Origin of the sequence: Sorangium sp. So ce394, assembly GCF_051474665.1 — a bacterium.
Taxonomy (GTDB): Bacteria; Myxococcota_A; Polyangia; order Polyangiales; family Polyangiaceae; genus Sorangium; species Sorangium cellulosum_D.
The window spans coordinates 9,714,913-9,728,065 of the sequence record NZ_CP150339.1 but is presented as its reverse complement, the minus strand read 5'-3'; the positions used below and the strand labels follow the sequence as shown (position 1 = coordinate 9,728,065).

The 13,153-nt window shown below is 71.9% G+C and carries 10 protein-coding genes; 6 read left to right on the top strand and 4 right to left on the bottom strand.

Annotated elements, in window-relative coordinates; all coding sequences use genetic code 11:
- Positions 1–116: 116 nt before the first annotated feature.
- Positions 117–890: an acyl-CoA desaturase gene (locus tag WMF33_RS35900; protein WP_437332839.1), complete on the top strand. Its 774-nt coding sequence runs from the start codon at positions 117–119 to the stop codon at positions 888–890.
- A gap of 127 nt (positions 891–1,017) precedes the next feature.
- Here WMF33_RS35900 and WMF33_RS35895 read toward each other — a convergent pair whose 3' ends face one another.
- Positions 1,018–2,112, bottom strand: coding sequence for a hypothetical protein (locus tag WMF33_RS35895; protein ID WP_061627418.1), 1,095 nt, complete (start codon positions 2,110–2,112; stop codon positions 1,018–1,020).
- 130 nt (positions 2,113–2,242) lie between these two features.
- Between WMF33_RS35895 and WMF33_RS35890 the strand changes: the two genes are divergently transcribed.
- A complete protein-coding gene (locus WMF33_RS35890) occupies positions 2,243–3,160 on the top strand; it encodes a TIGR01777 family oxidoreductase (protein WP_020739106.1) in 918 nt (305 codons plus the stop codon).
- Between the two features lie 546 nt (positions 3,161–3,706).
- Here the strand turns inward: WMF33_RS35890 and WMF33_RS35885 are convergent.
- Positions 3,707–5,578, bottom strand: a complete 1,872-nt coding sequence (locus WMF33_RS35885; protein ID WP_437332838.1) for a HEAT repeat domain-containing protein — start codon at positions 5,576–5,578, stop codon at positions 3,707–3,709.
- 160 nt (positions 5,579–5,738) lie between these two features.
- Between WMF33_RS35885 and WMF33_RS35880 the strand changes: the two genes are divergently transcribed.
- Positions 5,739–6,989 (top strand): glycosyl hydrolase family 18 protein, encoded by a 1,251-nt coding sequence (locus WMF33_RS35880; protein WP_437332837.1) that lies wholly within the window; start codon positions 5,739–5,741, stop codon positions 6,987–6,989.
- A 50-nt stretch (positions 6,990–7,039) separates the two neighbouring features.
- On the opposite strand, the gene WMF33_RS35875 is transcribed toward WMF33_RS35880, so the two are convergent.
- Positions 7,040–8,125, bottom strand: a complete 1,086-nt coding sequence (locus tag WMF33_RS35875) for an acyltransferase family protein (RefSeq protein ID WP_437332836.1) — start codon at positions 8,123–8,125, stop codon at positions 7,040–7,042.
- A 382-nt stretch (positions 8,126–8,507) separates the two neighbouring features.
- On the opposite strand from WMF33_RS35875, the gene WMF33_RS35870 reads away from it, so the two are divergent.
- The 3 genes from WMF33_RS35870 (at position 8,508) to WMF33_RS35860 (ending at position 11,442) form a co-directional block, all read left to right on the top strand.
- Positions 8,508–9,095: a thioredoxin family protein gene (locus WMF33_RS35870; RefSeq protein WP_437332835.1), complete on the top strand. Its 588-nt coding sequence runs from the start codon at positions 8,508–8,510 to the stop codon at positions 9,093–9,095.
- Between the two features lie 683 nt (positions 9,096–9,778).
- Entirely contained in the window at positions 9,779–10,651 is an 873-nt protein-coding gene (locus WMF33_RS35865; protein WP_437332834.1) for an STAS domain-containing protein, read from the top strand.
- Positions 10,652–10,686: 35 nt separating this feature from the next.
- Entirely contained in the window at positions 10,687–11,442 is a 756-nt protein-coding gene (locus WMF33_RS35860; protein ID WP_437332833.1) for an SAM-dependent methyltransferase, read from the top strand.
- A gap of 218 nt (positions 11,443–11,660) precedes the next feature.
- Here the strand turns inward: WMF33_RS35860 and WMF33_RS35855 are convergent, their stop codons facing one another.
- Entirely contained in the window at positions 11,661–13,151 is a 1,491-nt protein-coding gene (locus WMF33_RS35855; RefSeq protein WP_020739085.1) for a hypothetical protein, read from the bottom strand.
- Positions 13,152–13,153 lie beyond the last annotated feature (2 nt).

Below are 13,153 nucleotides of genomic sequence, written 5' to 3'. Positions count from 1 at the left end.
CGGGAGAGCCCAGGGACGTAAGGATCCGCGAGAAAACACGCGGGATCCCGGCCCCGTTATGGAAACGTGACCGTGCGCTGACCCCGTGCCGCGGACCACCGGGCTACGACCCGAGCATGGAGATCGCGGTCGTCCTCATCGCCCACTCTACGCTCTCGGTCTTTTTCCAGACCTTCTTCCTGCACCGGTACGCCTCGCATCGGATGTTCACGATGTCGAAGCGGTGGGAACGGATCTTTCACTTCCTGACGTACCTGACGCAGGGCTCTTCGTACCTGGTTCCGTGGGTTTACGCGATCTTGCACCGCATGCACCACGCGTACAGCGACACGCCGAAGGACCCGCACTCGCCGCGGTACTACTCGAGCGTCGTCCCGATGATGCTCGACACCGCGAAGCGCTACGACGCGATCTACGACGGCACGGCCGACGTGGAGCCGCGCTTCCGCGGCGGCTACCCCGAGTGGCGCACGCTCGATCGCATCGGCAACTCGTGGATCAGCCGGCTCGCGTGGGGCACGGGCTACGTGGTCTTCTACGCGGCCTTCGCCTCGCACTGGTGGCAGTTCCTGTTCCTCCCGCTCCACTGGACCATGGGCCCGCTGCACGGGGCGATCGTGAACTGGTGCGGCCACCGCTACGGCTACCGCAACTTCAACAGCGACGACGACTCCCGCAACACGCTGGCCCTCGACCTGGTGACGCTCGGCGAGCTCTTCCAGAACAACCACCACAAGTACGCGATGAGCCCGAACTTCGCGGTGCGGTGGTTCGAGATCGACCCGGCCTACCAGGTCATCCGCGTGTTCGCCTGGCTGGGCATCCTCCAGATGTCCGACAAGGTCCAGGTCGCCCGTCTCGAGCCCGAGGTCGCGCGGGCCGAAGGGTAGGGGCGACCTTCCCCCCCGGCCGCGCGCGCAGCGCGGCCGGTGCGCGAGACCGCGCGCACGGCGCGGCCGGCCCGCGAAACCGCGGCGCCGAGGCGCGCGGAGGCCCCGCGCGGAGGCCCCCTCGAGGTTACTCGAACAGCAGCCGGAACGCGCCGGGCACGTCCTTAGGCCCGATCTTCACCTTGCGCTCGTTGAACTCCGGGAGACAGGCCTGGTAGGCCGCGTCCACCCGCAGATCGCTCCCGTCCCAGCTCGGCCGCCAGATCTCCATCGTGTCACGCGCCAGGTCGATGACGTCCCTGAACTGCCCGCGCTCCTTCAGGATCTGCGTGCTGAGCCCGTACATCAGCAGCCCTCCCGGGATCGCCCCGAGCGCCGTCGTCGCCAGGGCCGGATAGCAGATGCGCGCCGTCTTCACCCCGAACTTCCCCTGGATCTCCGCCATCGTCTGGCGCTGCAGCTTCTTCGCGCCGGCGAGCGGGCCCATCGCGTAGACCGGATCGTCGCTCGGGTAGTCGTAGTCGCAGAACGACACCACGCTCTCGCCCTTCGCGAGCAGCCCCGCCGCGGCGAGCGGCTCGGCCCACAGGAGCGACGACGTGCCCATGAACTTGTTCGTCCGCTCGATGTCCGCGTCGTTCGCGACGTCCACCTCGACGAGCCCGAGCTTGCGGATGTTCTCGGGGCGCGAGAAATCCGGCACCTGGAGCACCGGGTCGAACGCGACGTCGAGGTCCTTCACCTTCGTCGGCCCGTGCTCCGCGTACCGCTTCATCGCGCCCGCCGCGATGCCGTTCACGAGGTGCACCGCCCGATACCGCTCCTTCAGCGCGGCGACCACCTCGTCGATCACCTGCGGCCTCGTGGCGTCGTTGTTCCAGAAGCGCGCCGTGAGCCCCTCGGCCGCCGCCGCGTCCGTGATCGCCTTCACGTGGTGCGGGCCGATCTGCATCTTCTCGCTGTCGAAGTGCACCGCGAACACGGCGGCCCGCTCCCCGAAGAGCAGCTGCAGCGCGAGCGCCCGGGTGATGCCGTTCGAGCCGCCCAGGATCAGCACCGCCGTGTCCGGGGCGATCTGCGTGCCGGCCGGGCTGATGCGGGCGCGGTGCGCCGCGAGCTGCTCGCTGGCCACGCGCGCGCCGTGCTCGGCCAGCGCGCCGACGAACGAGCGGCGATCCAGGCCGCCGAGAGGAAGCTTCTTGAAGGTCTCTAGGTCATCCATCACGTCCGGCGTCTTACCGTCTCCCGCGGTCCGCGTCACGACTGGACAGCTGGCGCCCGTCCCGGCGCGCCCCCGTCGCGGCGCCGAAGGCGGAGCCCCGCCTCCGTCCGAGCCGTGATAGAAGGATCCCGTGAAGACGGTTCTTGTCACCGGCGGCAGCGGGTTTATCGGGCGCGGTCTCGTGAAGGAGCTGCTCGCGCGGGGGGATCGGGTGACGGTGCTGACGCGCGACGTCGGGCGGACGCAGGCGTCGCTGCCCGGGGCGCGCGTCGTGTCGTGGAGCCCCTACAGCGCGGGGCCGTGGTTCGAGGAGCTCGACGGGGTGGACGGCGTGATCCACCTGGCGGGCGAGTCGATCGTCAAGCGCTGGTCCGAGGACGCGCGGCGCGAGATCGTGAACAGCCGCATCGACACGACCCGCCTCATGGGCGAGGCGATCGGCAAGGCCAAGCGCAAGCCGAGCGCGTTCGTCTGCGCCTCCGCGGTCGGCTACTACGGCCCGCAGCCGGGCGAGAAGGTGCTCGACGAGGGCGCCCCGCCCGGGCAGGGCTTCCTCGCCGACGTCGTGGTCCGCTGGGAGGAGGCCGCGCGCGCCATCGAGGAGCAGCACGGCGTCCGCTCGGTGCAGCTGCGGATCGGCGTGGTGATCGGCGAGGGCGGCGGCGCGCTCGACAAGATGATCGCGCCCTTCCGGTTCTTCCTCGGCGGGCCGATCGGCGACGGCAAGCAGGTGATCCCGTGGATCCACCGCGACGACGTGGTGGCGCTGACCCTGCTCGCCCTCGACAGCGACGCGGTGCGCGGCCCGCTCAACGTGACCGCGCCGCACGCGGCGACCGGCGAGGAGGTCGCGCAGGCGATCGGCGCCGTGCTCCGCCGGCCGTCGTGGCTCCGCGTGCCCGAGGCCGTGGTGAAGCTCGGGATGGGCGACGCGGCCGAGATAGTGACCACGGGGCAGCGCGCCTATCCCCGGCGGGCGGAGGAGCTTGGCTACAAGTTCCGCTACGCCCAGCTGACGCCCGCGCTCGAGTCGATCTTCAGCCGCTGACTTCAGCCGCTGAGCGAGCGGCCCGCGCGCGGCCCGCGCGACGAGCGCCCGCGGCGGAGCGGGCGCCCATCCGCCCCGGCGGCGATGGGTCTGCCTGGGCAGCTGGGCGCCGCGCCGCGGCGCCCAGCTGCTGCCACGCAAGAAGAGCCGCCGGTGGCGCGCTGAGAAGTCGACCGTTGTCGAGCAGCGCACCATCGGGAGCCCGGACGGCGGTTTCCCAGCGCTCCCCCAAGCGCTCCGTCCGCTTCCATGCTTACGACATCGCGCGCCGAGAAGCTTTCGGGATGAGTTGGATTGGCGCGTGCAGGGTATCCCGACTCATGGGCGCAGCGCATCCCCCCATCGCGACGCCAGACACAAAGTCGTTAGGGGAATCCCTTTGCCGCAGCGCACAATCGCGGGGTTGCTCGTCGGAGGCGGTTTTCCAGCGCGTGAGCGGGGGTGAGGGGCGGACGCAGCCAGCTGTCGCCGTCCGGACAGGCAACCACCCCGGCGTCGCCCGGCGCGGGGCGGCGCGGCCGGGGGCGGACAGGCGCGCTCGTACGCTCATGGGCTGATGCCGCGACTCTGGAGGATCTCGCGCACCACGGCCTGCGCGGACGTGGGCAGCTCGGCGAGCGAGGCGCGGGCGAGCTCCACGAACTTCATGCCGCGCGCGCGCTTCAGCGCCTCGACGGCCGCGGCGCGCTCCTCGGCGCCCTCGTGCTGGAGGATGCCGAGGAGCATCTCGCCGGCCTCCAGCGTGTCGATCTTCGCGATCGCGCGCACGGCGCTGGCGCGGACGGCGGGCGCCTGCGACTCGCGGTAGATGCGGGCGAGCGGATCGAAGGCGTGGGCGAAGCGGAGCTCTTCGAGCGCGCGGGCGGCCTCGTGGACGACGGTGGGGTCGGGGTCCACGAGCGCGTCGCGGAGCGTGATGAACGTGCGCTTGTAGAGGAAGCGGGAGAGCGCGCGGACCACGGCCACCCGGATCTTCGGCTCGGGGCGGCGGAACAGGTGCTCGAGCGGCGAGAGGATCGTGTAGAGCTCGACCGTCGCGAGCTGCTCGGCGAGGCTGATGAGCTGCTGCGCGGGCGAGCGCTGCGCCGGGGCGGCCTCGGGCGTCGCGCCCTCGACGGCGAGCGCGGTCAGGCGGGCGAGCATCGCGCGGCGGCGGGTGACCTCGGACCACTGCGCCGGGTCGAGGACGATGTCGCCGCACGCCTGGCTGGCGCTGCCGGCCTGCTCCCACTCGACGAGGTCGATGTGCCAGACGTCGGGGAAGCCGAGCTCGTGGCGGAGGTGCGCCGGCAGCGGCGACGCGTCGATCGGCAGGTCCTGCGCGTTCACGTAGCGGCCGCCGGCGCGGGCGTAGTGCTTCTTCCGGGTCTCCTCGAGCGGCAGCTGCGTGAGGGCGCGGTAGACGCTGCCCACCTTGCTGTACTGCCCCGCCTCGCCGAGCGCGATCACGGCGGCGAGCAGCGCGTTCTCGGCGATCTCGGGCGGCGCGGCGCGCTTCTGCGAGACGGCGGACACCTCCTGCCAGAGCCGGGCCTGCGCGAGCACGGCGAAGTTGGCGACGGCGGTGAGCCCCTCTTTGCGCGCGTAGGCGGCCATCTCGCGGGCGAGCGTGGCGGCGGCGGAGATCTCCCCCTGCTTCTCGGCCGCGGCGACGGCCTCCTCGTAGGACTGGAGCGCGTAGTAGCGCAGGTGGTCCTCGCGCAGGATGCGGATGACGTTCACGTAGCCCTCGAGGACGTGCTCGAAGGCGCGGCTCTCGCGGCCGACGGCGATGAGGACCTGGTAGCAGTCGAAGGCGCGCTCGCGCTGGCCGATGGTCTCGTACCGGTCGGCGGCCTCCTCGAGCAGGTGGACCGAGGCGAAGACGGCCTCGCGCGCGGCCGTGGCGTCGCCCGTGCGGAGCGAGGTGCGGGCGAGGTTGAAGCGGGCGAGGCCGGCGGCGTAGAGGTCGCTGCCCGACGAGGAGAGCAGCTGGGCGAGGCGCGACCAGAGGGCGCGGGCGCGGGCGAAGTCCTGGCCGCGCTCGCGGGCGATGGCGGCCTGCGCGACGAGGCCGGCGGCCTCGTACTCGTCGGCGGCGCGGGCGTAGAGCCGCCTCTGCCGCTCGGGGTCCTGCTCGCGCTCGGCCCAGGCGAGCACGGTGCGCGCGCGGTCGATGGGCGGGACGTGGGCGATGAGGGGGCGCTGGCTGTGCTCGCCGCCCGCGTACCAGGCGACGGTGAGGGCGCTCCTCGGGTCGCCGAGCCGGACCAGCACCTCGCGGAGCTCGTCCGTCATGGCGACGTAGTCGTCCTCGCGGGCGATGGTGTGCTGGAGGGCGCTGAAGAGCGCGTCGCGCGCGCGGGAGAGATCGCTCCTGGCCAGCGCGGAGCGGGCCTCGTCGCGGAGCTCGTGCAGGGGGCGGACGCCTTGGGTCATGCGCGGAGCGAGCGTAGTACACCACGGCGGCGGCGGCCGGAGGGGCGCGGCGAGGGAGGGGCCGTAGAACATCGCATCGCGGGCGCGGCGTGAGGCGCCCCGCGGAACCGCGCGATCCCGGCTGTAGCTCTGGCGGCGGGCTGCTAGAGGGGCGGCCGCCATGAAGCTGCTCCTCCGGATCCTGCCGCTCACCTGCTCCGCCGCTGCCGTCGCCTCGTGCGGCGGCGGGGTGGAGCGCACGCCGCTCGTCGTCGAGGTCGGGAGCGCCGCGGCGCCGCGCGAGGGAGCGCCGGGGTCGCCCGACGCGCCGGGCGCCGCGGCGCCGCGCGACGGGGCGCCGGGCGATCACCGCTTCTGTGGCTGGCTGCACGAGTTCCTCGGCGATCCCGCGTCGACGGAGCTCGGCTACGACACCTTCGCGGCCCGCGCCGAGGCGTTCGACGCCGTCCACCCGAAGTGGTGGCGCGTCGCCTCGCCGACCACGTTCGAGAACCACCCGCGCGGCCGGTCGGCGCCGTTCGCGGGCTTTCACGACCCGCGCGTCCTCGACCGCACGACGCCCGGCGGCGGGCGGACGCGGCTCGTCCCGCTCGTCGCCGCGGTCGACCGGCCGGATGTCGTCGCGGTGCACGCGATGATCCACGAGCCCGCGCTCCGGGCGCAGCACGTGGCGGGCCTCGTGGCCCTCGCGGTGGAGAACGGCTACGACGGGCTCGACATCGACTACGAGCACCTCGCGTCCGTGCTCGGGCCGGGCGAGACCGTGGAGGCCGAGCGGGCCTCGTTCTCGGCGTTCATCGACGAGCTCTCGCGCGCGCTCCACGCGGCCGAAAAGACGCTCTCGCTCGCGGTCCCGGCGGTCGCCTCCGCGACGGGCGTGTTCGACTACGAGGCGCTGAGCGCCTCGGCGGATCACGTGCACGTGATGAGCTACGACTACCACTTTGGCGGCGGCGCCCACGCGGGCCCGGTCGCGCCGCTCGGGTGGGTGGAGCGGACGGTCGCGTACATCGGGGGCCTCGAGGGCGGCGCGCGCCGCGAGAAGTTCATCCTCGGCCTGCCGAACTACGGCCTGCTCGGGCCGGAGGCGCCGGAGGGCGGGGGCGCCGTGGTGGGGTGCGAGCCGCTCGGCAAGTGCCTGGAGCTCGCGGGCGGCGACGGCTACGACACGAGCACCGACCACATGCGCCGGTGCCCGGAGGACGGGGCCGCGCGGTTCGCGGCCGGGAGGGCGCCGAACCAGGTCCTCGCGAGCGGAGAGCACCTCTTCTTCGAGGACCTCGGGTCGCTCGAGGAGAAGGTCGCCGCCGCCAGGCGCGGCGGGCTCGGCGGGGTGACGTACTGGAGCATCGGCGGCGAGCCTGGCGAGGCGGCGTTCTTCTCGATGATCGAGCGCCACTTCCCCAGGTGATCGCGCCGCGGCGCGCCGGGGCGCCTCAGACCTTGAGGCGCCGGGGCGCCTCAGACCTTGAGGAAGATGCCCCGGCGGTGGAGGGGGTAGAGGAGCACGAGCCAGAGGGCGACGGCCGCGAGCGCGAAGGCGAGGGAGGCGTTCAGCGGCGAGAGCCACGACGCGAAGAGGCGCGTGTAAACGAGCTCCAGCGCGCTCGTCCTCGCGCCGTCGTCTCCGGTCCTGCTCACGTGATAGAGCAGGTGTCCCATCATGGTCGAGCCCACGTAAGCCGCGATGGGGTTCGCGCCGAAGATCAGGAACGGAGCGCCCCAGCGCCGCCACCCCTTCAGGTCCACGATCCACACGCAGGCGGCGAGGACGACCGCGGCCACGCCGGCGGTGAACAGCGCGAACGAGCTCGAGTACAGGCTGCGGTTCCACGCGAACCACGGCGCCCAGGCGGCGCCCAGCGCGATCCCCGCGGCGCCGGCGGCGAGGAGCCCGGCGACGCGCGCCTGGAGCCCTACGGGCGCGGTGAGCCAGCGGCCGCCGAGGCTCCCCAGCATCACCGTCATCGCCGCGGGGAGGGTGGGGAGGATGCCCATCGCGTCCCAGCCTTTGCGCGCGATGTGCCCCTCGAGGAAATACCGGTCCACCCGGGCGGCCAGCGTCTCGTGCGGATCGTCGAGCGGATAGAGCCGGAGGACGAGCCAGTAGCCGATCAGGGCCGCGGCGATGATGCCCGCCTGCTGCCGGGCGGTGGTCTTGAGGCAGAGGAGCGCCGCGAGCACGTACGCGGCGCCGATGCGCTGGAGGACGCCCGGGATGCGCAGCGCCGTCAGGCGCTCTTCGGGAAAGAACGGGAACGCCGACAGGAACAGCCCGAGCGCGATGAAGATCGCGCCGCGCCGGACGATCTGGAGGGCGAGCTCGCGGTCGGTCGCGCCGCGCGCGCGGCGCCCGGACATGGAGATGTGCAGGGTCACGCCGACGATGAAGAGGAAGCAGGGAAATATCGTGTCTGCGAGTGTGCAGCCATCCCAATACGAGTGGGCCAGGGGCGGATAGATGGCCGGGAAGCTGTCCTGGAAATTGACCAGGAGCATCGCGACGATGGTCATTCCGCGGAAGATGTCCAGCGATTGGAGCCGCATGCGATGAATGTAGTGCGCGTGGCATGATGAGCCATGACGGCGTCTCTCCATCGTGCGTTGTCCGTCAGCGGCATGACGAGGGCGTTGCTCTGTACGTGCCTGTCCGGCGTGCTCGGCTGTTCGGGGGTTCGCGGCGCCGGCGCGCCTGCCTCGGCCTGTCGGGCGCCGGCTGCCGGACGGTCCTGGTCGCGCGGCCTGGCGGGGGGAGCCGGCGCGGGCCGGGCGAGCGGAGCGATGGCGGCGCGGCCGAGCGGAGCGATGGCCGGCGATCTCGGGCGGGGCGGCGGCGCGCGCCGGGCCGCCGTGCGTGCGCGCGGGGCGAGCGCGGCCGTCTCGCCGCGTGGTATGGTGCGCGCCGTCACAGCGAGAGGAGATTTCTGCCATGGCACGCACCCCGTCCACGATGCTTGAGCTCGGCACTCCGGCGCCCGACTTCCGGCTGCCGGATTTCAACGGAAAGCAGGTGGCGTTGTCGGACTTCACCAGGGAGCGGGCGCTCCTCGTGATGTTCATCTGCAACCATTGTCCGTTCGTCAAGCACGTCCGTCACGAGCTCGCCCGGCTGCGGCGCGACTATCGCCCCGAGGACGTGGCCATCGTGGCCATCAACCCGAACGACATCGTCGCCTATCCGGCGGACAACGCCGAGGCGATGGCGAGGGAGGCGCGCGAGTTCGGTTATACGTTCCCGTACCTCCTCGACGAGGCGCAGCAGGTGGCCAAGGCCTATCGGGCGGCCTGCACGCCGGATTTCTACCTCTTCGGCCCGGATCGCCGGCTGGTCTACCGCGGTCAGCTCGACGACAGCCGCCCTGGCAACGACGTCCCGGTGACCGGCCGCGACCTCCGCGCCGCCATCGACGCGGTGCTCGCGTCGGCGCCCGTCCCCTCGGATCAGCGCCCGAGCATCGGGTGCAACATCAAGTGGAAGCCCGGCAATGAGCCGGAGTATTACGGGCGAACTTCGTAGAAATTACAACCGGCGTACGTCCCAGTGCTCGCCGTGGCGGCCGCTCGACCCGAACCGCCGCCGCCGACGACGCGATCGCGTACCAGAAGCGCTGAGAGAGGGGAGCGACTTGGGCTGCCGGGCAAAACGATCTCGGCGGCCAGCGGGGGTGAGAAGACCTACGCGCGGAGCCGCTCGAGCACGCGCACGGTCGGCTCCGGACGGTGCACCGGATCCGGCCGGCGCGGACGCTTCACGTCGGCAACATAGTACCGGGTGCGTCATCGCACGACATCGGCGTCCTGACGGTGATCGACGCGTCCAGGGGTCGGGCGTCGACGGCTCGACGACGAGGAGATGCCGACCATCACCCCTGTCGGATCCGCCCCCGCAGCCGGAGGTGTGAGCCCTGCCTGGTACGGCGATTGCGCTGCCGCGGGCCGCGTTTGTCATGGACCACAGGGGGCCAGGACACAGTAATGTAGAGACACTGCGCGCGCCTGGGGCCGCATCTCGGGGGGGAGCACCTTGCGAAGCCACGACATCCATCTGCTTGGCAAGCAGATCTTGGCATCGCGCCGAGCTCCACCCCCCTCTGGCGCGCCGATCGACTTGCGCGATCCGAAGGTGGCTTGTCCTCCTACTCCATGAGCACCCCTACGACACGGCATGGCGAAGGCCAGGGCCAAGGGAGTCGACCTCCTATGCAGATATGGATCGATCCGGAGCGCCAGGTGCTGGCGAAGAGCGCCGCGAAGGCGCTCAAGGACAACGCCGTGCACAACCGCAGCGGTCTCCCGCCGTTCCGGTTGTCGCAGGTCGCGCAGCAGATCCTGGACGAGCTGTTCTCTTTCCTCGCCACCGGCGACGCGGCGCCCGTCCTGTCGCTCGGGCACAAGCTCGGGCAGCAGGGGCTCGGGCTGCGCGCCCTCCTCGGGCTGAGCCGCGCTCTCCTGCGCGAGGTCCTGGCGCGCCTGCCCGAGAACGCGCCCGAAGGGCTGGAGCAGGTGGCGCGCGTGAACGACTACCTGACCTTGCTCGTGGATGCGGTGGCGGAGCACGAGAACAGCGCGATCGGCGTCCAGCGCGACGAGATGCAGCTCGCGCTCGAGCGCGCCATCCAGAACCGCGAGCGCGAGCTGCGGCGCGTGATCCTCGAGCTCTCGACGCCGATCATGCCCGTCCACGACCACATCCTGGTGCTGCCGCTCATCGGCAAGCTCGACGCCGAGCGGGCGGCCAGGATCACCGAGTCGCTGCTGCGCGAGGTCGTGGACCGTCAGGCGCGCACCGCCATCATCGACGTGACCGGCGTGCCGTCCATGGACGCGGAGGCCGTCGCCGCGCTCGTGCGCACCGCGCGCGCGCTCGACCTCCTCGGCACCCACCCGGTGCTGGTCGGCATCCGCCCGGAGGCCGCCCGCGCGCTGACCGACCAGGGCATCCCCCTCGCGGGCATCGTCGTCCTGGCCAACCTTCAAAGCGGCATCATGCATGCGCTGCGGCGGGAAGGGCTCGACGTGTGTGGCAGCCCGCTCCCGCAGCGCGCGGCTGCTCGTTCGTACCGCGGCGGCTGAAGGGGCGCGCCGCGCGCTCGCGCTAGGAGGGCACCATGGAGATCGACATCACCAAGCCGCACGTCGGCCGGGTTTACGACTACGTTCTCGGCGGGCACCACAACTACGACGTCGATCGCCGCGCGGCCGCGGCGATCATGAACCTCGTACCGACCTATCCGAAATGGGCGAAGCTCAACCGCTGGTTCATCCAGCTCGTGGGACAGCGATGGTCCGAGGCGGGCATCACGAACGTGCTCGATCTCGCCTCGGGGCTCCCGACGCAGGGCCACCTCAACGACTACCTGCCCGACGCGCGCATCCTGTTCTCGGACATCGATCCCGTGAGCGTGATCTACGGCGAGCAGCTCCTCGCCGACAAGCCGAACATGCGCTACGTCCAGGCCGACGTTCGAGAGCCGTCGTCGCTCCTTGCCGCGGCGGCGCAGTTCTTCGGCGCGGAGCGCCGCGTCGCGGTGGGGTGCATCGGCATCGCGTACATGATGGACGATGAGCGCTTGAGTGACCTCCTGCGGAGGGTGCACGCGTTTTGCGCCCCTGGCAGCGTGCTGGCCCTCAGCTTCATCGAGGCGCGCGCTACCTCCGCTGCGCACCAGCTGAACGGCGCCGCGGCCCTCGCCGGGGTCCAGGTCTACCCGCGCACGCCCGAGGAGATCGCGGCGCTCATGAAGCCATGGAAGGTGCGTGAATGCCGGCCCCTCGTGGCGTGGCTCGATCTCGACAACTTCCTGACCCGGGAAGAGTACGAGTCGAGCCCGTTCGACATGCTGGGCTTGATCGCGCACCACTGAAGGTCCCTCCGCGCCCCCACCGCCCGGTCGATCCCCCCGAGCCCTCGGCCGCGCTCACCCCCGCAAAATCGCCCCCTTCACGCGTCTCCCCCCGCCGATCGTCGACTCCCGCCCCCTTTTACCCCCGTAGGCCCGAGGAGGGAGGTGGCGGTGCACGGCGCCTGGGGGATGGGCCGATGTTTGAGCACGCGCCCTGAGCCTTACCCGCAGGGTAAGGTTCAGGGCGCGTGCGAGTTCGGCGGGGCCCCCAGGCGCCGTGCACCGCCACCTCCCTCCTCGGGCCGGTCTTTCTCGACGAGGATGGCCTTGGCCGCGCTCGCCCTCGCCGCCCCGCTCGCCACCGTCGCGTGGTCGACCACCCAGTGCGCGTCCAGGAGGTCCAGGTAGTCGAGATCGAGCTGCCCCCCCGACGGCAGCATGAACACCGCCGAGATGTGCGCGTGGCTCTGCACCGCCTGCACCATCTCCCGCGGGATGTAGAGCGCCGCGTGCGTGAACAGGTGCACCACCGGCGTGCGCGGATCGTGGTGCCGCGTCAGGTCGAGGTCCGTCGCGAGCTCGGCGAACACGCGCGCCGGGTTCCTGCCGCGCTCCCCCTTGAACGACAGCAGGTGCGCCGTGGGGAGCTGGCCGTTCTTCGCGCGGTAGAGCTCGTAGAGCCGCGCGTCGAAGAAGCGGAACGCCACGTCCTCGCCCTCGAGCAGCAGCCGCTTGCCCGTGGCGATCGCCATCCCGCGGGCGAACGTCTGGCGATCGCCGCGCATCGAGGCCGACGCGTCGATGAGGAGGTAGTGGATGCGCCGCTGCTCGTCCCGGCTCTGCTCGCGCGCGAAATAGAGCACCTCGTTGTCGGCGATCCGGCGCGCGAGCTCCACGTCGTCCCAGGCGAGCTCCGTCAGCACCATGCTGTCGATCGAGCCGCGCGTGCCGAGCCCCGAGTAGCCGTGCGCCGCCGACGTGCCCGCCGCCGGCCGCGTCTTCGTCTCGAGCACGCTCGGCAGGATCTCCAGCGAGAAGTTCACGATGTCGTTCGCCTCGGGCGACGAGAGCGCCGCGAGCAGGTCGACCTGGGCGAGCGCCCCGGCCGACGCCTCCGAGCCCAGCATGCCGAACAGGCGCAGCGTCTCGACGTCGAGCGCGTCCGACATCGTGAGCACGTACAGCCGCGACATGTCGAGCGCCTCCAGCGCCCGCTGCTCGAACTCGCGCCGCGCCGACAGGAACAGGCCGCGCAGCTGCGGCTCGATCCCCTCGAACAGCGCCGCGTCCGCCGGGAGCATCGCGCGGTAGGCCGGCGCCGCGTGGGTGCGCGCCGCGACCGCGCCGAAGAGCCGCGAGAGCACCACCGTGACCAGATCGTCGCTCATCCGGAGCTGCGCCGCGCAGCGCGCGGCCTCGCTCTCGGCGAGCTCCCGGAGCATCGACCGGTACCCGTCCAGGATGCGCTCCGCGTCGCGCAGCCGGCCCGCGAGCTCCCTCGCGTCGCAGCGCGGGCCGATCTCGAGCTGCTCGCGCGGCGTCGAGAAGAGCAGGCCCGCGTCGTGCACCATCGCGAACGGCAGCACCACCCCGAGCCGCTCGAGGCTCTGGTGCCAGCGGATCGCGCGCAGCGCGAGCGACGAGCTCAGCGGGCGGACCTGCGAGAACGCGAGCGTGCCGAGCGGGCCGGCGATCGAGGGGTTGGCGAGCTGCGAGGCGGGGACCGGCACGG

What these genes read in the sequence shown, in the direction of transcription:
- WMF33_RS35865 (WP_437332834.1), top strand. Translation starts at nt 9,779, where the DNA reads ATGCAGATATGGATCGATCCGGAGCGCCAGGTGCTGGCGAAGAGCGCC.
- WMF33_RS35885 (WP_437332838.1), bottom strand. Translation starts at nt 5,578, where the DNA reads ATGACCCAAGGCGTCCGCCCCCTGCACGAGCTCCGCGACGAGGCCCGC.
- WMF33_RS35875 (WP_437332836.1), bottom strand. Translation starts at nt 8,125, where the DNA reads ATGCGGCTCCAATCGCTGGACATCTTCCGCGGAATGACCATCGTCGCG.
- WMF33_RS35860 (WP_437332833.1), top strand. Translation starts at nt 10,687, where the DNA reads ATGGAGATCGACATCACCAAGCCGCACGTCGGCCGGGTTTACGACTAC.
- WMF33_RS35870 (WP_437332835.1), top strand. Translation starts at nt 8,508, where the DNA reads ATGGCACGCACCCCGTCCACGATGCTTGAGCTCGGCACTCCGGCGCCC.
- WMF33_RS35895 (WP_061627418.1), bottom strand. Translation starts at nt 2,112, where the DNA reads ATGGATGACCTAGAGACCTTCAAGAAGCTTCCTCTCGGCGGCCTGGAT.
- WMF33_RS35880 (WP_437332837.1), top strand. Translation starts at nt 5,739, where the DNA reads ATGAAGCTGCTCCTCCGGATCCTGCCGCTCACCTGCTCCGCCGCTGCC.
- WMF33_RS35900 (WP_437332839.1), top strand. Translation starts at nt 117, where the DNA reads ATGGAGATCGCGGTCGTCCTCATCGCCCACTCTACGCTCTCGGTCTTT.